General features: G+C 36.7%; 31 protein-coding genes and 1 CRISPR repeat array. Of the genes, 9 read left to right on the plus strand and 22 right to left on the minus strand.

The features are described 5' to 3' along the window. The 9 genes from A9G41_RS01670 to A9G41_RS01710 all read right to left on the minus strand — a co-directional run. On the minus strand, window positions 1–597 hold a 597-nt coding region (locus tag A9G41_RS01670), incomplete at its 3' end, for a DDE-type integrase/transposase/recombinase (RefSeq protein ID WP_075539235.1). After that, window positions 597–782, minus strand: coding sequence for a transposase (locus tag A9G41_RS01675; RefSeq protein WP_179854669.1), 186 nt, complete (start codon window positions 780–782; stop codon window positions 597–599). The genes A9G41_RS01670 and A9G41_RS01675, both read right to left, overlap by 1 nt. 212 nt (window positions 783–994) lie before the next feature. Next, window positions 995–1,939 carry a D-2-hydroxyacid dehydrogenase gene (locus A9G41_RS01680; protein WP_065581482.1) on the minus strand — a complete coding sequence of 315 codons (945 nt, stop codon included), beginning with the start codon at window positions 1,937–1,939 and terminating at the stop codon, window positions 995–997. Continuing rightward, entirely contained in the window at window positions 1,932–2,564 is a 633-nt protein-coding gene (locus A9G41_RS01685) for a glutathione S-transferase N-terminal domain-containing protein (protein WP_065581483.1), read from the minus strand. The genes A9G41_RS01680 and A9G41_RS01685 overlap by 8 nt, the downstream gene beginning before the upstream one ends. Then, window positions 2,561–4,093 (minus strand): FAD/NAD(P)-binding protein, encoded by a 1,533-nt coding sequence (locus A9G41_RS01690; protein WP_065581484.1) that lies wholly within the window; start codon window positions 4,091–4,093, stop codon window positions 2,561–2,563. Before A9G41_RS01690 ends, A9G41_RS01685 begins: the two co-directional genes overlap by 4 nt. A gap of 37 nt (window positions 4,094–4,130) precedes the next feature. Next, entirely contained in the window at window positions 4,131–5,588 is a 1,458-nt protein-coding gene (locus A9G41_RS01695; RefSeq protein ID WP_065581485.1) for a CoA-transferase, read from the minus strand. After that, entirely contained in the window at window positions 5,585–6,034 is a 450-nt protein-coding gene (locus tag A9G41_RS01700; RefSeq protein ID WP_176700412.1) for a cupin domain-containing protein, read from the minus strand. The genes A9G41_RS01695 and A9G41_RS01700 overlap by 4 nt, the downstream gene beginning before the upstream one ends. Before the next feature lie 19 nt (window positions 6,035–6,053). Next, entirely contained in the window at window positions 6,054–6,434 is a 381-nt protein-coding gene (locus A9G41_RS14155) for a hypothetical protein (protein WP_065581486.1), read from the minus strand. A 2-nt stretch (window positions 6,435–6,436) separates the two neighbouring features. Continuing rightward, the gene (locus A9G41_RS01710) at window positions 6,437–6,985 is read right to left on the minus strand and encodes an HPP family protein (protein ID WP_065581487.1); all 549 of its coding nucleotides are present in this window, start codon (window positions 6,983–6,985) and stop codon (window positions 6,437–6,439) included. A 164-nt stretch (window positions 6,986–7,149) separates the two neighbouring features. Between A9G41_RS01710 and A9G41_RS01715 the strand changes: the two genes are divergently transcribed. After that, on the plus strand, window positions 7,150–7,758 hold the full coding sequence (locus A9G41_RS01715) for a TetR/AcrR family transcriptional regulator (protein WP_257005083.1): 609 nt from the start codon (window positions 7,150–7,152) through the stop codon (window positions 7,756–7,758). A gap of 407 nt (window positions 7,759–8,165) precedes the next feature. Here the strand turns inward: A9G41_RS01715 and A9G41_RS01720 are convergent, their stop codons facing one another. Continuing rightward, entirely contained in the window at window positions 8,166–8,438 is a 273-nt protein-coding gene (locus A9G41_RS01720; RefSeq protein WP_065581489.1) for a hypothetical protein, read from the minus strand. Between the two features lie 130 nt (window positions 8,439–8,568). Here A9G41_RS01720 and A9G41_RS14895 point away from each other — a divergent pair, with 130 nt between their 5' ends. Genes A9G41_RS14895 through A9G41_RS01730 form a run of 3 tightly spaced genes read left to right on the plus strand, consistent with a single transcriptional unit; the run spans window position 8,569 to window position 9,032 of the window. Further along, the gene (locus tag A9G41_RS14895; RefSeq protein WP_141675080.1) at window positions 8,569–8,685 is read left to right on the plus strand and encodes a transposase; all 117 of its coding nucleotides are present in this window, start codon (window positions 8,569–8,571) and stop codon (window positions 8,683–8,685) included. Window positions 8,686–8,703: 18 nt separating this feature from the next. Continuing rightward, entirely contained in the window at window positions 8,704–8,826 is a 123-nt protein-coding gene (locus A9G41_RS14900) for a hypothetical protein (protein ID WP_442902695.1), read from the plus strand. Next, window positions 8,826–9,032 (plus strand): hypothetical protein, encoded by a 207-nt coding sequence (locus tag A9G41_RS01730; RefSeq protein ID WP_065581490.1) that lies wholly within the window; start codon window positions 8,826–8,828, stop codon window positions 9,030–9,032. Before A9G41_RS14900 ends, A9G41_RS01730 begins: the two co-directional genes overlap by 1 nt. Window positions 9,033–9,217: 185 nt before the next feature. On the opposite strand, the gene A9G41_RS01735 is transcribed toward A9G41_RS01730, so the two are convergent. From A9G41_RS01735 to flgB, 11 genes are all read right to left on the minus strand, one after another. Further along, window positions 9,218–9,598 carry a hypothetical protein gene (locus A9G41_RS01735; RefSeq protein ID WP_075539237.1) on the minus strand — a complete coding sequence of 127 codons (381 nt, stop codon included), beginning with the start codon at window positions 9,596–9,598 and terminating at the stop codon, window positions 9,218–9,220. Between the two features lie 266 nt (window positions 9,599–9,864). Further along, window positions 9,865–10,128, minus strand: coding sequence for a hypothetical protein (locus tag A9G41_RS14160; RefSeq protein WP_075539238.1), 264 nt, complete (start codon window positions 10,126–10,128; stop codon window positions 9,865–9,867). Window positions 10,129–10,373: 245 nt separating this feature from the next. Next, a complete protein-coding gene (gene flgJ / locus A9G41_RS01745) occupies window positions 10,374–11,423 on the minus strand; it encodes a flagellar assembly peptidoglycan hydrolase FlgJ (RefSeq protein WP_075539239.1) in 1,050 nt (349 codons plus the stop codon). Between the two features lie 27 nt (window positions 11,424–11,450). Next, window positions 11,451–12,560 (minus strand): flagellar basal body P-ring protein FlgI, encoded by a 1,110-nt coding sequence (locus tag A9G41_RS01750; RefSeq protein WP_065568284.1) that lies wholly within the window; start codon window positions 12,558–12,560, stop codon window positions 11,451–11,453. Between the two features lie 11 nt (window positions 12,561–12,571). Next, window positions 12,572–13,249: a flagellar basal body L-ring protein FlgH gene (locus A9G41_RS01755; RefSeq protein WP_065568283.1), complete on the minus strand. Its 678-nt coding sequence runs from the start codon at window positions 13,247–13,249 to the stop codon at window positions 12,572–12,574. A 22-nt stretch (window positions 13,250–13,271) separates the two neighbouring features. Beyond that, window positions 13,272–14,054 carry a flagellar basal-body rod protein FlgG gene (gene flgG / locus A9G41_RS01760; RefSeq protein ID WP_065581494.1) on the minus strand — a complete coding sequence of 261 codons (783 nt, stop codon included), beginning with the start codon at window positions 14,052–14,054 and terminating at the stop codon, window positions 13,272–13,274. Window positions 14,055–14,083: 29 nt separating this feature from the next. Further along, a complete protein-coding gene (locus tag A9G41_RS01765; RefSeq protein WP_075539240.1) occupies window positions 14,084–14,839 on the minus strand; it encodes a flagellar basal body rod protein FlgF in 756 nt (251 codons plus the stop codon). Between the two features lie 14 nt (window positions 14,840–14,853). Beyond that, window positions 14,854–16,065: a flagellar hook protein FlgE gene (gene flgE / locus A9G41_RS01770; RefSeq protein WP_065588037.1), complete on the minus strand. Its 1,212-nt coding sequence runs from the start codon at window positions 16,063–16,065 to the stop codon at window positions 14,854–14,856. 16 nt (window positions 16,066–16,081) lie between these two features. Further along, a complete protein-coding gene (locus A9G41_RS01775) occupies window positions 16,082–16,801 on the minus strand; it encodes a flagellar hook assembly protein FlgD (protein ID WP_065579859.1) in 720 nt (239 codons plus the stop codon). Between the two features lie 13 nt (window positions 16,802–16,814). Continuing rightward, window positions 16,815–17,219 (minus strand): flagellar basal body rod protein FlgC, encoded by a 405-nt coding sequence (gene flgC / locus A9G41_RS01780; RefSeq protein WP_065579858.1) that lies wholly within the window; start codon window positions 17,217–17,219, stop codon window positions 16,815–16,817. A gap of 5 nt (window positions 17,220–17,224) precedes the next feature. Then, window positions 17,225–17,635, minus strand: coding sequence for a flagellar basal body rod protein FlgB (gene flgB / locus A9G41_RS01785; protein WP_065581497.1), 411 nt, complete (start codon window positions 17,633–17,635; stop codon window positions 17,225–17,227). Between the two features lie 152 nt (window positions 17,636–17,787). On the opposite strand from flgB, the gene flgA reads away from it, so the two are divergent. From flgA to flhA, 5 genes are all read left to right on the plus strand, one after another. Next, entirely contained in the window at window positions 17,788–18,447 is a 660-nt protein-coding gene (gene flgA / locus A9G41_RS01790; RefSeq protein WP_065581498.1) for a flagellar basal body P-ring formation chaperone FlgA, read from the plus strand. Window positions 18,448–18,525: 78 nt separating this feature from the next. Then, window positions 18,526–18,819: a flagellar biosynthesis anti-sigma factor FlgM gene (gene flgM, locus A9G41_RS01795; protein WP_065581499.1), complete on the plus strand. Its 294-nt coding sequence runs from the start codon at window positions 18,526–18,528 to the stop codon at window positions 18,817–18,819. A 30-nt stretch (window positions 18,820–18,849) separates the two neighbouring features. Beyond that, on the plus strand, window positions 18,850–19,284 hold the full coding sequence (locus A9G41_RS01800; RefSeq protein ID WP_065581500.1) for a flagella synthesis protein FlgN: 435 nt from the start codon (window positions 18,850–18,852) through the stop codon (window positions 19,282–19,284). Between the two features lie 141 nt (window positions 19,285–19,425). Continuing rightward, complete coding sequence (gene flhB, locus A9G41_RS01805) at window positions 19,426–20,556, plus strand: flagellar biosynthesis protein FlhB (RefSeq protein ID WP_075539241.1); 1,131 nt, start codon at window positions 19,426–19,428, stop codon at window positions 20,554–20,556. Window positions 20,557–20,573: 17 nt separating this feature from the next. Next, window positions 20,574–22,661 carry a flagellar biosynthesis protein FlhA gene (gene flhA / locus A9G41_RS01810; protein ID WP_075539242.1) on the plus strand — a complete coding sequence of 696 codons (2,088 nt, stop codon included), beginning with the start codon at window positions 20,574–20,576 and terminating at the stop codon, window positions 22,659–22,661. 56 nt (window positions 22,662–22,717) lie between these two features. Continuing rightward, window positions 22,718–23,523: a CRISPR direct-repeat array (repeat unit 28 nt; unit sequence TTTCTAAACTGCCTATGCGGCAGTAAAC). Between the two features lie 137 nt (window positions 23,524–23,660). On the opposite strand, the gene cas6f is transcribed toward flhA, so the two are convergent. Then, entirely contained in the window at window positions 23,661–24,230 is a 570-nt protein-coding gene (gene cas6f, locus A9G41_RS01815; RefSeq protein WP_065588418.1) for a type I-F CRISPR-associated endoribonuclease Cas6/Csy4, read from the minus strand. Between the last annotated feature and the right edge of the window lie 2 nt (window positions 24,231–24,232).

Raw genomic sequence — 24,232 nt, forward strand, 5'->3', positions numbered from 1 at the left:
ACCATGTAATTTAGCCCAGTTGGTAAAGGTTTTTCCTGTAAATTCTGGCCCATTATCGACCCGTATTTTTAATGGATACCCATGATATTCGGCCAGTTTATCTAAGTAACGGGTAATCCTTCCTGCTGGTAAGCTTACTGCAATATCAATACCTAACGCCTCACGATTAAAGTCATCGATGACATTGAATGTTCTAAAGCGACGTTGATTACGGCTACTGCCACTCATAAAATCCATTGACCAACAGTCACTTTGTTTATTGGGGACTAATAATCTTTCTGAGCATCGTGGAGGAATGCGTTTTTTACGCTTTACCCTGAGATTAAGCTTTAATTCACAATACACCCGATATACCCGTTTATGATTCCATTGATAGCCGAGCTTTCTGATACGATTAAAACATTTAGGAAAACCCCAGCGTAAATGCCGGTCTGTGACAGTATTCAACACCGAAACAATCACCGAGTCATCCTGAAACTTAGGTTGGTAATAGTAAGCACAACGGCTTAAACCAACAATGGCACAACTCATAGCAATAGTAACTGAATGATTTTTTTGTAGTTGCTGCGCCCACGTTTTACGTACCTTGGTGGGCACTAAAGCTTTTTTATGATTTCTTCCTGAAGCTGGGATCTTAAGCTCAGTTCGGCAAACATCTGTTTAAGCTTGCGGTTTTCAGCCTCCAGCTCCTTTAAGCGTTTGATATCCGACGTTTCCATTCCGCTGTATTTTTCTCGCCATTTATAGAAAGTTGAATTACCCATGCCATATTTACGGCACACCCGCTTCAGCTTCTTTTAAAATAGCTACGATTTGATGTTCAGTCATTTTTTTCATCATTGAATCCTCTTTTACTTTTATCATAGAGAATTTTCTACTTTTTTGCTGTACTATTTTAGGGGATAGTTACATTATGACTAATTAAAAATAACGGGAAAAGCCTTAAACTGATCAGTTTCTCACTCACTTCCCGTTTAACTATCTTGTTATTTATCTAGACGACATTGATGGGATTACCTGCAATAAAAGCATTTAAATTGTTATTTAGCCCTTCAGTTAGCCTCTGAAAGGCTTCTGAACTCCTACAAGCCAGATGTGGCGTTAAAATAAAATTACCAAGTTCTTTTTGTAACAGAGGGTTTCCATTTATAGGTGGTTCTATTGTTAGTACGTCGAATCCTGCACCTGCTATGTCCCCACGCCGTAGAGAATCAGCCAAACTTTGTTCATTCACTAATCCACCTCGACCTATATTAATCAAAAATGCTGTTTTCTTCATCTGTATTAACTCATCATGATCAATTAGATTTAAAGTCGAATCATTTAATGGGCAATGCAAAGTTAATATGTCAGCTTGACATAGAGCATCTTCAAATTTGGTATAACCAGGACGACAATTAGTTGCATCTTTGCGCTCGCTAAACAATACATTCATACCAAATGCACAAGCTAGTTTTGCAACAGCTTGCCCTGTATCTCCTTTGCCAATAATAACGAGTGTTTTACCTAAAAGTTCGTTATAGGCTGGCCCAGGGAGTGAATAAAAAGGAGACTGCTGCCATTTGCCTACATCAACACTTTGATGGTATGCGATTAATTGGTGTGATAGAGTCAACATCATCATTACTGTATGTTCGGCAACGGACTGAGTACTGTAAGCTCTGACGTTAGTGACCGTAATACCAAGTTCTTTTGCTGCATCAATATCAATATGATTAAAACCTGTTGCTGCAACTGCGATCATCTTCAATTGAGGATTACTTTGCATATGCTCCCGTGTAACTTTTACTTTATTAGTAATAACAATATCACTCCCAGCTATGGCCTCGCTTACGTCACGATCTGCACACAACTCTTGATAGATGACTTCATTTGGAAAATCTAATGTTAAAAACAGCCCGGGTACTGTGATTCCATCTAAAATTATTATTTTATGCATTTTCGTGTCCTCCACACTGAACGGCTGAGTTAGGGAGTGGAGATGTTGTTTTTACACTTTGACGAGTGTATAACTGCTTTCGTCGGTTAAACAAATTACGATAGTCCTCCTCGATGAGAGGTACGAAATTGCGCAATAGTAAATAATCAATGCAGCATAATGCTGATACATCTGACATAGAAAACGTATCTTTTTCCACGCTGTAAACCCCATTCATATACCGCAAGCAAGACTCTATTCTTCTTTTATATTTGTTCATAACATTTGAATCGACTTTATCGTTAGGTCGTTTCAGCTCCCATGAGCACAATACAGCAGTATCGAGTGCAGCATTTGCGACCGTCATTAATAACTTGTCATTAAGTGTTTCAGATTTGCTCGATAGTTCAGTATTCGGCACCATTTTTAATAAAAACTCAACTATAAGTGATGAATCAAATAAGGTGGTTTCTCCACCAATAATAAGAACAGGGATCTTTCCGATTGGATTGATACCGACTACCTTACTAGCTGATTCCCATGGAGAGTCTAATTGAAAATCATATAGTAACTCCTGTTCCTGTAAAACTATTTCAACTTTTCGAACAAAAGGACTAGTTTTATTACCTATCAATTTGATATTCATAAACTACCTCCCTCACCATAAGCATTATATCTTTCTGCATTCGCTATTTTAATCGAATGAGCACACTTTTCACTCTGAGAAATAATGATATCCAGAGCGCTAGTAAACAAAAACTTCCCACTCACAATTTCGCCAATAGCAAAGAATTTCTTATTAGCTTCATTCTCTTGGTTAAGCACAAAGTGATTTTTGTCTACATTAATCCCCCCAAATTGATGTTCCGCAGCAATGCCTTTTTTTATCAATTTAGTTAGAAGAGGCGCATCAGCTTCTGCTATATTCCTAGGACTGCCTGTTGCATAAATAATAGTATCCGCTTGTTGGATCTGGTTGGGTGAGGTTATATTAAATCCACCATCAATATTCTCAGTAACATGAGCATTACCCGTTACAAAGTCAATTTTTCCTTCATTAAAATAATGAAGCAACTTTTGTGCATTTTCTTTGGGAATAGACACCCTCATTGAGATTGCTGCGGCAAGGAGGCTTGAGAAGAAAATATTTCGTTCCTCATCCTGTATAGCATCCCAAATCAATCCTAATAAGTGGTTAGTGTTATAGAGAATAGCCTGCCAACCACGAGGTCCCTCGGCTAGGGAAATCTCCCTTGACAGGAAATCACCTAGGTCATCGATGGGAGTTGGTGGAAAGACAATTTGTTCATCCTGATCATCATTTTCTTCTTTATATGCAGTTAGCTCTTTTTTAAACAAATCCAGCAAATCTAATAATGTTATTTTTCCTTTTAGACTAATCAATTCCTTCAAAGTTGATCTATTCAAAAATTTACACTCATAGCGCCCTTGCGTGCCCCTAACGCAAGGAAAGAAACCACTACGGGAATAGATAGTTATTTTTCCACAGTGTCCATTTTCTATGAGACCAATTACTGAATCAATTGCACTTAATCTCGAACCAATGATAGCAACACTGTCTGTTTTACAAACTTTAGTCACTAAATTACTAATTGGGTAAGGATCAGGAAATAGATTAGTCCCAAGTTTTTCATTATTAGAAACTTTTCTTTTCATTGTACCGCAGGCCAACACGACGTGCTGAACTGCAAATTGTTCACCACTTTCTGTTTCCAATATATACGCTTGACCCTCCACTTGCTCGTTAATGTCAATAACATGAGCATTTATTGGTATAACTTTTATTCCATTTTGCGAAGCCTGCTTTATACTCGACCACATGGATGATTTTAGGTATAAGCCAAATAAAGAACGAGGAACATAATCATTCTCAGTATATTTTTTTGGAAATTGATGTTCGAAACGAGAATAATTTTCTAAATACCAACGGAAAAAATCACCAGGCTTATCTCTGAAAACCGTAATATACCCAGCCTTAGTATTGAGTAGATTTGAATCTAGGTCTAACGTAGAATAAGCGTTGCCTGGGCCAAATGACATGTTTTTTTCAAATAAATAGATTGTGATTTTGTTGTTCAATGTCATTTTCGATAAATTATGAAGCAATGCAATCGCAGCGGCTCCGCCGCCTATAACGCCTATAGCAGTATCCATTAATAATTTTCCTTATTAAAAAATTTTATAAATTCTTTTATAAATTCATAGTTGTGATGTTTTCTGAAATCCGTATTGGAAACGCAATTAATTGCTGTACAGAATCAGGAGAAATGTTGGGTGCAATTTCAAATAAAGTCAGCCCACTATCATCTAAACGAAACACTGCTCGTTCAGTAATTATGATGATATCCTTACAGGTAGAGCTACAATGAACTGTAATTTGTTGCACAGACTGAACAAATTTTCTGAGGCCGCCTTCACTAACAATATTTAGTCCAACATCATCTATAATCTCTACTTCCAAACCTTTGGTTGTTAACGCCCCGCACAAAACAAGTTTTTTTGCTGACTGAGCAATATTAATAAATCCTCCAGCCCCCATCAGTGTTTCACCGAATTTACTGGCGTTCACTGCGCCACTGCCATCTATTTCAGCAAAACCTAGAAATGCCACATCAATTCCTCCTCCGTCATAAAAATTGAATAAAGAGGATTGTTCTATTACGGCTTGTGGGTTGCATGATGCTCCAAATGATAAGTTATAGAGGGGATTCCCCCCAATTACACCCGATTCAATAGTCAGCGTTGCATTGCTTTTTCGTTGTTCCAACATCGCTCCTATGAGCGCAGGTATTCCGATCCCTAAATTGATAACAGCTTTCTCCGAGGGAATTTCACGCAGAGCTCTTCTTGCAATAATTGATTTGTAGAGTGCCTTTTCAGTATTATCATCCTGTAATAGTGCATGACCATATGTCTGTGGATGGATTTCATCGGAATCACTGACAACAACATAATCGACTAAAAACCCTGGTATTTTGACTGACTGAGCATCGACTTTATCGACAATTATTTTTACTTGAACAATTACTGTTCCGCCACATTTTTTGACTGCTTGTGCTTGTGCTAAGGCATCATGATAAGCTGCCTCATCTATCATGGTTATATTTCCGTTTTGGTCACATTCGGTCCCCCTAAGCAAAGCATAATCAACGCTAATCGCTGGATAAAACAAGTAATCTTCACCCTCAAAATGTTTAATTTTGACCATAGATTTACCTGATGGCGAAATAAGTCCGCCTTCATATCTCGGATCAACAAAAGTATTCATGCCTACTTTGGATAAAATTCCTGGTGAACCAGATGCAACTTCCTTATAGAGGTTACTTATGATACCTTGAGGCCAATTATGTCCCTCAAGTAATCCTTTTTTCGCCATATTGACAAGCTTCGGACACAAGCCCCAATAGCCTCCAATGGCGGAAACGACCAATCCTTTATGCGCCCATTTATTAAGTCCTGCATCAGATCTATCCCCAGCCCCTGAAGCAAACAGTAGGCTAATATTTTTTGGTGACCCAGTATTCAAATAACGCCTTTCTATCGCTTCGGTTAGTGCATCAGGGTGCCCACAGCTACCAAATCCGCCAGGAATGATCGTTGCCCGATCCGAAAGCAGTTGGGCAGCCTCATCCGCTGTTATAAGTTTCATGCATGAGCCTCATAATCTGAATTTATGTTTTTCCCCTCGTCAACCCACCCCTCAGTTAACTGTTTCACTGGGATATATCTAGATGCAAGAATTGTGCATCCCCCCTTTGATGCCATGCTGTGGCAGGTGCCTGGTGCCCGAACGATAAAGTTTCCGGCAGTAAATACTTGTCCGTTTTCGATGTAATCCCCATTCAGAACTAGAACGGTTTCAAATCCCATATGAACATGGCCAGGTACATAAGCTCCTGGTTCATATCTTAAAAATGCTAAATCGGGACCATTAGGATTGGCAATCGTTTCATCGAAAATAACAGCAATATCTACTCCTTCTCTTAATCCTTTCTGATAGGGAACAAATTGGACGTCATCAGGTAACTTGATATCCTGTGGAAAACCAAAATTAATCACAAAATCTCTTTTTTCTGGGGGTGTTTTAAATTCCATATATAGACTCCTAATATTGTTAAAGTTTGCTTCTTGTTGATTGACTAATACCATTGAACCCCCAATTGATGCCATCATTATTGACCACAGATGTATAACAAATGGCATTATCTGGAATTGAAAATTCTGTTTTAAGGTATTCCCATGTCCCACTGAGCCATGAAGAGACCTCATTTTCAGTGTTGGTTCCCGCTGTAATGAATATGGTTAGCTGATAGACAGCTCCATCTACCAAACCATTCACACCAAACCATGAGCCATGATGAGGAAGAATATTAACCACCGTCACATCTTTATTTTTACGTAAGAACTGTGAAGTCAATTCAGTCAAATTCTTTGCAATTTGTTTTAGCTTTGATTGTTCAACATCAACAGATGTTGTTAGGGATAAGATAGGCATCTTTACATTTCCTTTGTGTTTATGGTTTTGTTTTTAAATAGAGGATATCCAAACCAATAGCAAGGCCAACTCGCTCCACTACCGATATTATTGACAACTAATGCAACGAGCACTAAAACCGTAGCGCCACTGAGTACTGGTGTGAATAGAAATGTATAATCATGGGTTCCAGACATGATTATCAAGATCGGATTTGCCCCGGCCGGCGCATGAACAACTCGAAGTATTTGCATCAATGCAATAGATATTCCGACAGCCAATGCGATGAATATCATCCCATCACCGAATAAATTGACGACCAAAAGTCCCACTAGAGCTGAGATAAAATGTCCACCAATAACACTTCTCGGTTGTGCTAGAGGAGCTTTGGGGAGGGCAAACAATAAAACACATGTTGCACCAAATGGAGCCATAATTGATAGCGTCCCCCCCCAATAGGTCACCATAAACAACATTAAAATACCCAAAGTGCCACCAATAAAACCACGCAGCACCGCGATAACACCAGGCCTAGGTTGTATTACGTCTCCACCTTTCATCTTTTTTAACATTTTCGCTCCTTATTTAATGAAGATTTGCACGAAATAGTTTACATTAACTATTTAAGTAAACGATATCGTTTATATAAATTACATTAAAAAACAATGTCGGTCAAATTATATTTATAATTATCCATTATTGGGTTGTTATGATAGAATAAGAGACCTAAGTGGAAATGATTAAAAAGAATAAGAGCAATGAGAATGAATATATGAAACTAAAGCCTGAAATTATAGACATCATACTGGATTCTGCAGAATTATTATTCAATGAGCAAGGGTACTGCCCAGTTAGTTTGGAGTTAGTTGCTGAAAAAGCAGGTGTTTCGAAAAGAACGTTGTATAAATACTTCGGCGATAAAAATGGGCTAGTCAGTAAAGTATTACTAAGAAGAGATACTTTTTTTCAAGAATCGCTCACAGATGTGATTGCTGTATTCACTGAGAAAAAAGATAAAATAAATGCCATTATTTCATGGCATATTCGCTGGTTTCACGATGATAATTATCGGGGTTGCATGTTTGTTCGTGCTCAGGTTGAATATGGTAATAAAAGTGAGGAAATTTGCGCTATCGTAAGAATGCACAAACAGTGGATTCAGAATTCGATTCATCAGTGTTTGGGTGGGACTCAATCATGTGAAGCGGCGGCTTGTTTAATTATGTTGATATTGGAGGGTATGATTACATGCACTACAATTTTTGGAGTTGAAGGAAGAGATTTTACGAATGAAAAAATGTATATATATGATATTATAGATAAAATTGATATTGAAAATGCTTAAATTCTTCGAAGGGTTAAAAGCAAACCATTTAGTTCAAAATTATCCATTTTAATAACAAGGTAGCTGTTAATACGATTAGTTAATGACTACTTTGTTGGTCTTGTCATTGAAATGTAAGGATACGTAAAAATGCATTTTATGGTACTGTTCGAACCATGTTATCTATAATTCTATAATGTATTTTTCATTATTCGTTTAGACTAAATCAACTTCAAAAATTGCATTTTTCCCTGCTCTAAATTTGTACTCAAACAATAGTCATGATGATTATTAGTATTTTCAGTACAAATTAGTACGAATATCTCTTTTTTTAATTGATTTATAACAATATATATATGAATTAGGATAAACAACTAGAAACCATGTGCATCATATCGTAACAAATATGGACTGTTATTCAAATCTTATTATGTTTCAAACAATATATATTGTTTGAAAATTGGATTATCATCAGAAGTGCGTTCACTTTCGTTTAATTTAAACGTCAGGCTTTCCTTAAACTCACCGATTTCAGCCTCTACACTTAATTCATTTGAGGACTCCTCAGGAACTAATTGTTTACCGATCTGGCTCCAATTTTTTCCTGTCTGTTTGCGTAATTCATCCGCTTCTTCGGTTGTATATTCATAACGCCGTTTTCTATCTTCAACCTTAGCTGTGCTGACTTCCTTGCCAAACACAAATTTTATTTTTAACTTATAATCGGGATAAACAAATAAACTTGTTATATGAACAGCATAACTATCCCCTAAAATAGTACAGCAAAAAAGTAGAAAATTCTCTATGATAAAAGTAAAAGAGGATTCAATTATGAAAAAAATGACTGAACATCAAATCGTAGCTATTTTAAAAGAAGCTGAAGCGGGTATTCCCGTTAAAGAACTGTGCCGTAAATATGGCATGGGTAATTCAACTTTCTATAAATGACGGGAAAAATAGGGCGGTATGGAAACTTCAGACATCAAACGTCTAAAAGAACTCAAGGCGGAAAACAGTAAGCTTAAACAGATGTTTGCCGAACTGAGCTTAAAATCCCAGCTTCAGGAAGAAATCATAAAAAAGCTTTAGTGCCCACCAAGGCACGTAAAACGTGGGCACAGCAACTACAACAAAATCATTCGGTTACTATTGTTATGAGTTGTGCCATTGTTGGTTTAAGCCGTTGTGCTTACTATTACCAACCTAAGTTGCAGGATGACTCCGTAATTATTTCGGTGTTGAATGCTATCACAGACCAGCATTTACGCTGGGGTTTTCCTAAGTGTTTTAGTTGAATATAAATGGAAAGGGAAAAATAAGCTAGAGATTATACAATATTTTGATGGTGGAGAGACTTATTACACATTTGTTAATCAAGAAAAGAGAACAAAATTAATAACCAAATTTTCGCCAGATTAAGAAATGATACAAAATGGTAGCTTGTATATTAATTCTACCGTGGTGATTTATAATAAACAGACTACTGTTTATCTAAAATATCAACAGAAAATCTATCAATATTGCACTTAATAAAGTCGCCACTTAGATAAGAAAAATCATAAAATAGATCATCTTGAAAAACTAAATTTGATAATATTAATTTATTTTCAAATAAGTATCCGTTGATATGATGGGTAAACGTGTCTTGTTGTTGTTTAATGATAAAGCATTTATCTTTAGATAATTCAGGTTTTATTTTATTAATAAAACACAAGCCAAGCTCTAATAAGTAAATATTACCCGTGTTAAGCGCCCAAGGAGAAGAGTTAATAAAACAACAGAGTTGATACTGTCCAAAAGCGAAAGTAGCCTGCTCCTCAATATAGGGATCAAAGGCAATTAACTTTGCATAATATTTCATTATTCCTCTCCTAATTGTTATACACGAACTAAGATAACTACGTTTACCAATGAGACTAGAACATAAAGCCATTTATCCTACTAATTTTAGCATCTCTTGTGAATATTATCATTTTGGCTGTGCTGCCTAACGTTCAATATCATCGATGACTTCATCGTGAGATGTTAAACATTGGTATTGGCATTGCTCTTAATTTACCAGAAGGAAGAGATTTAAAAATCCACCTTAAAAAATTCAATAAAATCAATATGTTTTCTGAACCATTTTTATTGTTTTACTTTAGACTTAATCAACAATTGCTTGTGTTTAAAATCAATGCTTATGCTATTTTTACTAATAAAATCAAAATATAGCAATTTATCAGGCTTAAATTCAGTGGAAAAGAAATCTAACATAACAACTTCAATATTATCATGAACAACATTATTTACTTTAGAGGTAGCACTATTGAAAATCATTTTATAATTTTTGATAACATCAGACAGATCTATAACCAAACCCTTATCATTCAAAATGACCTTAGCACCCACTTGTTATCTAATTTAGCAACAACGTTTCCCCTTCAATGTTTACTGGTACTTTAACGCATCAAAAAGGGGGAAGATATTATTACGGCAATCCTTTCTGTCGCAATATCACACCCTAAACGGCATCTCATATCAAACCCCTATTTAACTATATCTACCTAGCTATCAACAGCTTGAATTTCAACTTGAATTAATGGGTAACGTGGCAAAAAACTGCGGTTCCCAGTATTGGGCGCTTAATCCTATTATCAATTAAATGCAACTTGCTTAAAGCCTGATATGGCCGTTGGCTGGCTATTTTTTGCAATTTTTTCAATACGACTAATGATTTGGATAAGTTTGTCGCTATAGTTAGGATCGGTTGCATAATGTGCTGCTTGCAACTCTTTAGCTGCTGTTCTGGCATCAGGAGCTTTAACTACTGCGCGGTAGCGAGGATTTTTGGTTAATAAATTAAGGTAATCGGTGATTGCATGTTGTTTGCTATTATAGACTCTAAATTCATCTTGAATTTTTATCATATGGTTATCAATGAATTCTTGCGTTGTTAAACGCGTTGAACGCCCTTGCCATGATGGAGTTGCCTTTATACCAAAATAATTATAGCTTGATTGATTATGTTCTGTCTTGATTTGTTTTTGCCCCCAGCCTGTTTCTAATGCAGCTTGTGCAATAATGATTTCATAAGGAATTCCCGACTGTTTAGCAGCCTGCTTGGCTGGCTCAAGCCATTCTTTCACAAATTGGGTAACATGATTTTCATTTGTATTATCACGCGTTGTTTTTGATACTTTTTCGTTATGCTGACTTTCAAGCATGTTGTTAGCACTACGATATAGCATTTGCCCTAATGCTTGAGGTGATATGTTAGATGGATCCTGACTAAATAAAGATTGGGCTAATTGAAGATTTTGCGCAGTATTGTTTGTATTAGATTGTAAGTGATTATTAGATTGTAAGTTAGTATTAGAGTGCAAATTAGCATTAATTGATGATCTATTAGTTAACTGCTTAGTAAGCATATCAGCTAAACCCAACCCTTTACCAGCAGCTTGTTGCGCAATTTGCTGATCAAACATTGCAGTAAATAGTTGTGAAGCAGATTGACTAAATAAACCGCTTTCAGGCACCGCTTTGCGCATACTTTGCATCATCATATTAATAAATAAGGACTCAAATTGCTCAGCAACTTGCTTAATACCTTGAGCAGAACCATTAGCAACATTGCGCTTTAGCTGGTTTAGCCCTGAAAAGTCATAAGCAAAGCGATTAAAAGGTTGTCCAATTTTATTATTCATAATGTCATTTCTTTTATAAATCGTTTTTTAGATAGTTTCCAATGAAGCATGCAAACAGCCCGCTGTCTTTAAGGCTTCAAGTATCGACATTAACTCAGTAGGATTAGCGCCTAATAAATTTAGCGAATTAATCACTCGGTTTAAATCAGTGCCCGATGCGATGTTATGTAATGCGCCACCTTCTTGCTCAACACTGACTTGATTATCAGGCGTAACCACTGTTGCACCACCCGCTAATGGCGTATTGGGTTGGCTGACTTTTAATTTACTATTTACAACAACAGATAAATTGCCATGTGCTACGGCGCAATTATCCAATTTAACCTTTTGATTCATGACCACAACACCTGTTCTTGTGTTGATGACCACTTTTGCTGAAATAGGGGTTGTGCCAATTTCAAGATCTTGTATTCGAGAAAGTAACTGCACTCGAGTTGTATTTTCTTTTGGCATCTGTAGTGCTATTGTTGTACCATCTAGTGCAACCGCAGTGTTTTTTTGTAACTTGTTAATGACATCAGCAATTTTTAAGGCACGTGTAAAATCAAATTGATTAAGATGTAAGTGGATAACATTTCGTTCATCTAAACGGGTTGCTAGTTCTCGTTCAATGGTTGCCCCATTAGGTATAGTTGCACCGGCCGTTTGATTAACACTGACACTACTTCCTTTACTACTTGCGCCCATTCCTCCCACAAAAAGATTGCCTTGTGCAATAGCATAGACTTGATTATCAGCCCCCTTTAATGGCGTCATGATCAATGTGCCACCACGTAAGCTTTTTGCATTACCAAGCGAAGATACCACCACATCGATTTGTTGCCCAACGCGTGAATAAGAAGGCAATTTTGCAGTAACCATAACTGCAGCAACATTTTTTAATTGCATATTGCTGCCTGTTGGCACAGTAATCCCTAATTGGGATAGCATATTAGTGATACTTTGGATAGTAAAAGGTGTTTGTGATGTTTGATCGCCTGTGCCATCAAGCCCGACAACAATCCCATAACCAACTAAGGCGTTTTCTCTTACCCCTTCAATGGTGACCAAATCACGTATACGCTCAGCATGACCATTCGGTATAACCAATATCATCATCAAGGTAAAGCAGAAAAAAGGACGCAATTTTTTTATCATAATGAGACTCATTAAAATGGTGAAAGATTTAAGAATAATCGCTGTAACCAGCCCATTGTTTGCGCTTCATCAATGTAACCATTACCCACATATTCAATGCGTGCATCAGCAACTTGCGTTGAAATTACCGTATTATTGCCGCTGATGGTTCTTGGATTAACAACACCAGAAAAGCGTATGAATTCAGTGCCTTGATTAATTGCAATCTGTTTTTCACCAATCACTTTCAAGTTACCATTGATCATGACATCTTGAACGGTGACCGTGATTGTGCCACTAAAGGTATTTTTAGCATTAGCGCCACCAGATCCCTTAAAGTCATTGTCACCAGACATTTCGGTATTGGCTTTACCACGACCCACTAGCCCATCAAGAAATGTCGGTATGGTTTTTACCCCTAAATTCACCGAGCCATTTCGTCCAGCATTAACAGATGAGCTTTTGCTAGCGCTCACGTTTTCTTGTAAAACAATAGTTAACACATCGCCAATATTGCGCGGGCGACGATCTTCAAATATCGGCTGATAACCAAAGCTACTGGGCTGGCTAGCTTGATAAATTGAACCATTATTGTTCACAGTTTCTGGCATTTGTGGAACAATGCTCGTTTTACCCTCAACTAAGGCTTGTTTAGGTAATTGAGCACAGCTAAACAAAAAAAATGCAATTAAAATATAAAAATATCTCATTACGCTTATTATATTGTTAAATTTATAACTGATTTAAACGTTGCAACATTTGGTCTGATGTTGAAATCGCTTTACTGTTAATTTCGTAAGCGCGTTGAACTTGGATCATATTCACCAATTCTTCAGCAACATTGACATTAGATGTTTCGATATAACCTTGATATAGCAACCCTGCACCGTTTAATCCTGGCGTATTTTCAGTGGGAGCACCTGAACTTTCCGTTTCTAAATAAAGGTTTTCGCCCATGCTTTCAAGCCCAGCATCATTAATAAACGTATGTAATGTTAATTGACCAACTTGCACTTGTGTTGACTGATTAGCTAACGTCACATTAACCACACCATCACGTGCAACCGTCATTTTGATTGCATTGGATGGAATACTAATAGTTGGCTGAATTTCATATCCCGCAGCGGTTACCAATTGACCATTTTGGTTGACTTGAAAAGCGCCGTTGCGTGTATAAGCCTGCGTTCCATCAGGTAATAGCACCTGAAAAAAACCTTGTCCGTTAATTGCAATATCACTGCTGTTATCCGTTGCTTCTAAATTACCTTGGCTATGAACCCGCTCTGTTGCAACAGGACGAACACCTGTACCTATTTGCAAACCTGATGGTAGTGTTGTTTGTTCTGAAGACTGCGCACCGGGTTGACGAACAGTTTGGTATAATAAATCTTCAAATACAGCACGTTGCCGTTTAAAACCACTGGTACTCACATTGGCAAGATTATTGGAAATAATATCCATATTCATTTGTTGTGCGGTTAAGCCTGTTTTGGCAATCCACAATGATTTAATCATAGTTTTTCCTACTTAAATTATTGATAAAGTTAAGTTAGCGATAAAATTTGGTTCGCTTTTTGTGCATTTTCATCCGCAGTAGTGATTTCTTTCATCTGCATTTCAAATTGGCGAGCGTGGCTAATTAAATCAACCATAGCAGTAACAGGATTAACATTACTTCCTTCTAATACACCAGACATCAGCTTAGCTTGTGGGTTATCTGGCATCAACATACCGTTTTCATTACGCGCCTGTTCGGTTAATTGAAAAAAGCCATTATCACCACGTACTATTTGATGAGGTTCAATATGGACTTTTTTTATTTTACCGACTTGAGCTATGGTCGTTGGTTTATCCCCTGCCCCTAATGCTGAAAGTGTACCATCACTGCTAATACTCACTTGCGATTTTTGTGGCACAGTCAATACACCACTATCACCAAGTAATGGATAGCCTTGTATGTTAAGGGTGCCATTTTCGTCAATTTCAATGGCACCATTGCGGGTGTACGCTTCGCTACCATCGGCTAATTGCACTGCCAACCAGTTATCTTCTGCCAAAGCAACATCGAGATTTCTACCTGTATAGTTAAATGCCCCCATTGTCGAGTCAAACGTTGGGGTTGTTGCAACCACCATGGTTCGGGTGGGCGTATCATTGCCGACAATAGGAACAGCTTTCATCGTCGTCAATTGTGCACGAAACCCTGTCGTAGAAACATTAGCTAGATTATTGGTAGTAATTGACTGCCGATTTAATGTCTGGCTTGCTGCCGACATGGCTGTATAAATAACACGATCCATAAATAGCCTTTATACTAACGCAAATTAACTAGCGTATTGAGAATTTGATCTTGCGTTTTAATTGTTTGCGAATTAGATTGGTAATTTCGCTGAGCTACAATCATATTCACTAATTCCTGACTCATATCAACATTTGACGATTCAAGTGCGCCACTGGCTAATGATCCAAAAGTGCCTGAATTTGCCACGCCTAATACTTCGCCGCCAGAATTAATGGTTGATCGCCAATTATTGTTTCCTGCTGATTCAAGCCCGTTAACATTGGCAAAATCAGCCATCGCAATTTGACCTAATAACATTGTCTGCTGGTTAGAATACACACCATAAATAGAGCCATCATCATTAATGCTATAACCGACTAAATCACCCGGCGCATAACCATCAACCACAGGCGTTTTAATACTACCGAGTTCTTTACCCATATTTTGCTGAGAGCTATTCGCTAATGATAAAGTAAAGGTGTTGTCAGCCGAGCCGTTTAATCCATTAATATTAATGGTCATTTCAGGATCGCTAATTAATTTGCCTGAAGAATCAAACTCCATTTTACCTACTTTTTGTAAAGTGGCTTTAGGATCACTACTATCAAGACAGTGAACATCCCATTGGTTATCCGCAGTTTTAACATAAAAGAGCTGAACATTACGTTGATTACCAAGCGAATCATAAGTCGTAATGGTTGTAGAATAATTGAAAGTATCAGCATCAAGTGCATTGATTGGTTGTTTGGCTGGAACTTTACTATTAGAGTTTAAGTTGGTTTGTAAAGTAGCTTTTGTTGTCGCTGTAGCATTTAACATTTCTTGTGAAATTTTTAATGGACCAGGCGCTGCACCTTGTTGCACTTTGGGCGGTGTTCCTGTTGCAAGATATCCCGTTAACTGAAGACCATCAGCAGAAACAATATTTCGCTCAGCATCTAACTGAAATTGCCCATTACGGGTATAGAAAACTTGACCACTACTATCCACTAAACGAAAAAAACCATTACCCGAGATAGCAACATCTAAACTGTTGTTGGTTGTTGTTGTTGCTCCATCATTAAAATTTTGCATAACCGCAGCCACTTTTACCCCCATACCAACTTTTGAGCCAGCATAGATATCAGCAAAGGAAATACTGGCACTTTTAAAGCCTACCGTTGCAGAGTTAGCGATATTATTACCAATGACATCTAATTGTTTTGATGCGGCATTCATGCCACTTACCGCTTGAGAAAATCCCATTTGAAGTTTATCTCCTTTAAAGAATTTGACGTACTTCGTCAATACTAATTGAACCAAGTATTCCTAAATCAAGTAATACTTTATTATTAACTTTGCTATTAATAACACCGTATACCACTGAATAGGATAATGAAGTAGATGACACTTTTTGCCCGTCACAACTTGCGTTAACTGAAAAAGTATAACTACCATCTGGCGCTACCGTTCCATCTGAAAGCATACCATCCCAAGTAAAAGAACTTACACCTGCGGGAATTGCGCCTAAATCAACTTCTCGCACCACATTACCCTTGTCATCTTGAATCGTAATAACAACTGAGTCTGCATCACGAACTAACTCAAAACCAAAAGGTGTTGTAATGGTTTCTTTTCCTGCCTCTGAAGCTTCTTGCTCAGACGTTGCAACTAAAATTTTATTGCCAGGCACCATTACACCTTTACCAATCATGTTGCTAGCGTTAACCGATAAGCTATCATCGATCTGACCTGAAACCATCCCTAATGTTGTGTTAAGCCGTTCTATACCGGCTAAAGTATTAATCTGAGCAAGTTGTGATGTTAACTGGCTATTATCCATTGGATTGGTCGGATCTTGGTTTTTCATTTGTGCAATTAATAACGTTAAAAAATTATCTTGCAATTCTTTACTTGAATTACCATCAGATGTACTTTTTTGCGTCGTTTGTGGGCTTTTTACCCCTGGTGACTGTGAAACGAGTACATTAGATACGCCCATCGGTTACTCCTTATTATTGCCCTAATGTAAGGGTTTTTAGCATTAAACTTTTTGCCGTATTAATCACTTCTATATTGGCCTGATAACTACGTGAAGCCGAAATGGTATTAACCATTTCGGCAACAACATCAACATTCGGTTTTTGAATATAACCTTTTGCATCGGCCAAGGGGTGATGTGGTTCATACACTAGATTCATCGGTGAGGGATCTTCAATGACTTGCGACACTTTCACACCTGCAATTGGGTTGGTCTGACCTTTATCATCCACTTGAAAAATCACTTGTTTAGCTCGATAAGCTTCACCAGACGTGCTTGTAATACTGTCAGCATTGGCTAAATTACTGGCACTGACATTCATTCGTTGGGTTTGCGCCATTAATGCCGACCCTGAAATAGCAAAAATAGAAAAACTCATTACACTTATCCTTGTTGTAATACCGACATCACATTTTTAAATTGTTCACCTAAAAACGTTAAATTACTCTGATAGTGAATACTATTGTCAATAAACGCGGTACGCTCTTGATCCATTTCGACCGTATTACCATCAGCCGATGCTTGATAAGGAATACGATAAAGTACATTTTGATTAAGTGTGATTGGTGCTTTTACCTGAATATGGTGATTTGAGGTAATATTGAGCCCAACGGGATTAATATTACTCTGATTATTAATCGCTTTGCTTAACTCAGCATTAAAATCAATATCTTGAGCCTGATAGTTAGGTGTATCGCTATTAGCAATATTTGCCGCTAAAATATTTTGTCGCATTTCGCGTATATTCAATGCTTGTTGGTGAAAATTAACCCAGTTATCCAATTTATCAAACATAAAATCATCTCACTTTTTTTGATAATGAGGATTTTAAGCGAATAAAAAAAAAGTCATCGCGCAAATAACGGTAAAAATTGCCCTTATTTCAAGATTCACTTCACGCAATCATAAAGTACAATCAACTTATCACTAATTGAATGCCGATCAATATGATTAAGATTGCAAAACTAATACTAACTGTTGTTATGCTATGTAACTGGAATAGTGTTTTAGCTAGTTGTCTTGATAAACAAATTAACAATTTAATATCTCAGCAGTTTAACCATAAAGTAGAGGATATTTTAATTACTTACCTTACCCCTAAACCGCAATTGAGTTGCGATACCCCAATACTTTCATTATTGAATAAAAAAAAGCCATGGGGAAACATGACCATTTATGCTCAATGTGATAATAAGAAAAAATTTATGCGGATTAATGTGGCTGTCATAAGTAATTATGTTGTGGCTAAGCAAGCAATAAGTGCAGGAACTGTAATTAACGAAGATCATATACATATACAATCAGGCAGGCTAGATAAACTACCTGCTACAATCATTTTAAATAAAGCCGATATTCTTAATCATATTGCATTAAGAAATATTGATCACAATGAACCAATAAAAACAACCATGCTTCAAAAAAATTGGCTCGTAAAAGCTGGGCAACAAGTTAAAGTGATAATAAATGGCGATGGGTATGAAATAGCCACTAAGGGGAAAGCGCTAAGCAATGCAGTATTAAATGATAAAGTTAAAGTTAAAGTTAATTCTGACAATATTGTTGAAGGCACGTTAACTTATCAAGGAGTAATCATTTTCAATAAATAATATTAATGATTTTTTTATTATTGCCGATAATAACATTAAACCAGTCACTTAAATCGTAAATTTGATTAAAGGTATTTTATGAGTATAGATGTAACAAAATCCATCACAACCATATCAGGCATAGTTAGCCGTGATATAGTTAATGAGCAACAGAAAAATCATACTGCATCTGTACCATCAAAAATGAGTGCTAATGCAAGTACCACCGTGAGTATAACTCAAGACGCAATGCACCTTTTACACGCAACTGACAAAGACGTTGATGAAGAAAAAATCGAAAGAATAAAACAGGCAATTACTAACGGTACATTGGCTATTGATACGCATAAAATTGCCGATAAATTGATAAAACAATTACTAGAAGATATTTGAAAATAAGTCAGATTTACAAGGGATACCAAAATGTTAGCACTCAATGACATCCTAAATAAAATAACAGAAATGTTACAAACACTTTCAACAATTCTACAAACAGAGCAGCAACTATTAATTGAAAATAGTACAACCAATCAGTTAAATGATATTATCAATAAAAAAAATGAGTTACTCATTCAATTAAAGTTACTTGATGAAAAACGGATAAAATTAAATAAACAATTTAATATTCAACCGCCTTATATAGAGAACTCAGCAATCGCAACACATTGGCAATTAATTACTGATAAAACAAAATTGTTAGCCAATATAAATCGCGATAATGGATTAATTATCCAAAATCGTATGAATATAACCCAACAAACGATTAATTATCTTAAAGGCCTAAATAGCCCTGCTATTTATACTAATAATGGTTATCAACAAACCGATGTTATCTTATCTAAGCGAGCCAAAGTTTGAGAAAATTGATCTTTGTCGATGGTAAACGAGATAAATACCCCCAAAAATGCCCTCTTATTAAGCCAATAACTTATTAGCGATTAGTTCATACTGTTAGCATGGTAAACGTTAATTAAACTATGAAGTTTCATTTAATTCATCATGGCTGACGATAATGATCTAGATAAAAGCGAACATCCCACCGATAGCAAAATAAAAAAGGCTAGGGAAAAAGGACAGATCCCTCGATCTCGTGAATTAACTTCGTTATTAATCTTGTTAATCGGTACGATATTATTTTGGTTGATGGGCTCATATTTAGTTAACCAGTTAATCGCAATCATAAAAACGGCAATGAAGTTTTCGTACAAAGTCAAAGATGAGAAGTTAATCATCTCCAATTTAGTTAACTCATTCACCCATGGTTTTTTGTCAATTGCGCCAATTTTTTTGGGTTTAGTGATTATTGCTCTCTTTGCACCACTTTGTGTGGGGGGATTGCTTTTTAGCCTACAATCAATTAAACCAAATTTTAAAAAACTCAATCCAATATCTGGGTTGAGTAGGTTATTTAGTACTAAAATTTTTTCTGAGTTACTAAAAAGTATACTTAAAGTTATTTTAATTGCTATCACTTCAACATTGTTTTTAATGCACCATTTTCCTGACATGCTTTCGTTGCCCCATATGCATTTAAATGATGCACTAGCTAAAGCAATACAGTTAGTGATCCTTTGCGCAATACTAAGCGTTATATCGTTAATACCCATGGTGGGTTTTGACATCTTTCATCAAATATGGAGCAATTTAAAAAAACTGAAAATGTCAAAACAAGAAATTAAAGATGAGTTTAAAGAGCAAGAGGGAAATCCGCAAATTAAAGGACGTATTCGCCAAATGCAACAAGCAATTGCTAGGCGACGAATGATGAAAGATGTGCCAAAAGCCAATGTCATTGTTACCAACCCAACCCATTACGCCGTTGCTCTGCAATATGATGAAAAAACAATGATTGCACCAAAGTTATTGGCAAAAGGTACTGACAAACTTGCACTGCGCATTAAAGAAATTGCTAATAAACATGACATTCCCCAATTAGAAGCCCCTCCTCTTGCGCGGGCTTTATATCGCCATGGCGAAATAGGTGAAACGATTCCAACTGAATTATATACTGCTGTCGCACAAATATTAGCTTGGGTATATCAATTAAAACATTGGCATAAATACGGCGGTGATAAACCACCTGTGCCGAATAATTTACCTGTACCTGAATCATTATCCGAAAATAAATAAAGGTAATTACTAATCTTATGATTAAATCTAAACTACTAACTTTATTATCAATAAATACATTAAAGAGTGGACATTATCAGATCTTAGCTGGCCCAATGCTAATCTTATTGATTCTTTCAATGATGGTATTACCACTTCCGGCATTTATTTTAGATCTATTTTTTACGTTTAATATTGCGTTATCAATTATTATATTAATTGTGGCATTATTTACTAAACGCATGCTTGATTTTGCAGCATTTCCAACTGTTTTATTGTTTGCAACTTTACTAAGGCTATCGTTAAACGTTGCATCGACACGAGTGGTATTACTAAAAGGGCATACGGGTAGCGCTGCAGCTGGGCGAGTTATTGAAGCCTTTGGGCACTTTTTGGTTGGTGGTAATTTTGCTATCGGTATCGTCGTATTTATCATTCTAGTTATCATTAACTTTATGGTCATCACCAAGGGGGCAGGTAGAATAGCTGAAGTTGGTGCACGCTTTGCTTTAGATGGTATGCCAGGTAAACAAATGGCTATTGATGCCGATCTTAACGCTGGCTTAATAGGAGAAGACGAGGCCAAAGCACGCCGAGCTGAAGTAAGTCAAGAGGCAGATTTTTATGGCTCAATGGATGGTGCCAGTAAATTTGTCCGTGGCGATGCTATCGCTGGGTTATTGATAATGGCAATTACCATTATTGGAGGGTTACTCGTTGGAGTTATCCAACATGATATGACACTATCTGATGCGAGTAAAACCTATGTATTACTCACTATTGGTGATGGGTTAGTTGCGCAAATTCCTTCATTAATCATTTCAACAGCAGCTGGTGTAATTGTTACGCGTGTATCATCACAAGACAATATCAGCGAACAAATGCTCAGCCAGCTATTTAACAATCCACAAGTATTAATTTTAACCGCGGTTGTCATTGGTTTACTTGGGCTAATTCCTGGTATGCCCAATTTAGTATTTTTACTCTTTACCGCTATTTTATCATCACTTTCTTGGTGGCTAACTAAACAGAGAAAAACACAACAAACAACGCAACCCAAACAAGTTAATGCACAAGCAACTACACCAACCAATATCGAAGCGACGTGGTCAGATGTTAATATTGAAGATATATTAGCAATGGAAGTAGGATATGGGCTTATCCCTATGGTAGATCAAACCCAAAACGGTGAATTGCTCAGTCGGATCCGCAGTTTACGCAAAAAATTTGCGCAAACACTGGGATTTTTACCGCCCCAAGTTCATATAAGAGACAATCTTTCATTAGCACCTTATCAATATAAGATATTTATCAAAGGTGGCGAAATCGGCAAAGGTGAAATTGTTAATAATAAATGGTTAGCTATTAATCCGGGTAATGTCACCGAAACTATCGAAGGTATTCCAACAACTGAACCCGCCTTTGGATTACCTGCAATATGGATTGATGAAAGCAATAAGGAAAATGCACAAATATTAGGTTACACTGTTGTGGATACAAGTACCATGATTGCCACTCATTTTAATCATTTATTACAACAATTTGCCAGCGATCTATTAGGGCGCTTAGAAACCCAAGAGTTGCTCGAAAGAATCAAACAAGATATTCCAAAACTAGTGGAAGATTTTATCCCTGGGGTTATTACACTAACCACTTTTCATAAAATATTACAAAACTTGATCGCCGAAAAAGTATCAATTCGTGACATGCGTACCATTATTGAAACAATCTGTGAACATGCGCCTACCCAAAATGATGCTTATCAATTACTTAGTATGGTCAGAATGGCTTTAGGCAGAGTTATCACCCAACAATGGTTTCCAGGTTCAGATCCAATCAGTGTAATAGGATTAAATATCAATTTAGAACGCTTATTATTACAAGCTCTACAAAATACAAGCAATTTTGAGCCAGGACTAGCTGAGCATATCATAGAGCAAGTTAAGCAAGCCATTAATCAACAAGAAGCAATCGGTGCTCCACCAGTATTATTAGTGAACCATACACTAAGACCGATGTTATCACAATTTTTACGTCAGAATTTTCCTCAATTAGCCGTATTGTCAAATTTAGAAATCGCCGATAATCGAGAGATAAAAATGAGTACACAAATTGGCGCAGAATAGTTACTTGATGATACTAATAATAAAGTGTTTCAGTTAATAAAAACTAGAAACACTTTTTTCTAAACTGCCTATGCGGCAGTAAACTTATATTATCAAGCAAGGTTAACCCCCACTCTTTTCTAAACTGCCTATGCGGCAGTAAACTTTCACTCTTAACTTCTTCGGCTTTTTCAATTTCTAAACTGCCTATGCGGCAGTAAACTCAAATCATTACAGATTTTTTTATGAGTTGTATTTCTAAACTGCCTATGCGGCAGTAAACTATAAACCACATCCAGATATGTTACTTGTTGATTTCTAAACTGCCTATGCGGCAGTAAACATTCTGGAGATAATTGGACTGAAATTTACAGTTTTCTAAACTGCCTATGCGGCAGTAAACCAAGTCTGGGAACACAATTCGAATTCTACAAATTTCTAAACTGCCTATGCGGCAGTAAACTTAGTCGGCGGTAGAATAGAAAATACAATCGTTTTCTAAACTGCCTATGCGGCAGTAAACGTACCGGTAACATTTATTTGATTGAGAATAACTTTCTAAACTGCCTATGCGGCAGTAAACCCACTTGTTATCATTCACTTCAGAAGTTGTTATTTCTAAACTGCCTATGCGGCAGTAAACAGATAAATATCATGATAGTAGAGGTCGAGAATTTTCTAAACTGCCTATGCGGCAGTAAACTTAAACCTTGCACAAAGTATTGTATCGGCAATTTTCTAAACTGCCTATGCGGCAGTAAACTTGGGCAGTTGAAAGTAATAAACAATACCATTTTTCTAAACTGCCTATGCGGCAGTAAACCTATATCGAAGAACAAGCAGCTGCCAGGCCGTTTTCTAAACTGCCTATGCGGCAGTAAACTAGAGTTTTTTTGCAAAATTGCCTTATTGTAAAAGAGCTTTCGATATTTTCCCCTATTTTTACCCTTTTTTTGAGCTCATATTAATATCAATAATAATCAATTAGTTAAAATTATCCTCAAAAAAAGGGTTGCCAATTTAAAAATCGGGAACGGTAGCTGTTTGGCTTAACCCATAGCTATTAAATGTACCTGATACAGGCTTTAAGCATTTTTCTTGTTTTAACCACAAAATAAACTTTTGCCCTGTACTTTTACTGGCAAGGTGAATATGAGGATATTGCAAATTAACGCTTCCCCATTTTTCTATCATTTTTTGTTTAACCTCTGCCGACCATTTACCTTGTGCTGTTAATCGTTTTTCAGCACGCCTCAATGCGCTTTGCCCTTTTGGATGAATACGAATTAAACGTAAATAACCTTTTATCGTAACGGGAATAGCTTCAATAGACATCAGTAAAGCATAATCACTAATTGATGATTTTTGCTGTATATCTGCTTTAAGGTTTTGTAGCTCCTGCTCGGTACCAAATAGGCGAATTACTCCGCCTAATGTTCGGTGCACATTATAGCAAGGAAAGCTTATTGCAATATTTCCTTGATGATTGACCAAAATTTGGTGGAGAGACTGCATCACTTGATTCATCACATCCACCTCGGTGATTTCAATTTGCGAAATCGCTCGCAACTCTAAATAGTGTGAGTGCATAT

The sequence above is a fragment of the Gilliamella sp. Nev5-1 genome, from assembly GCF_001690895.1.
In the GTDB taxonomy this organism is placed as follows: Bacteria; Pseudomonadota; Gammaproteobacteria; order Enterobacterales; family Orbaceae; genus Gilliamella; species Gilliamella apicola_C.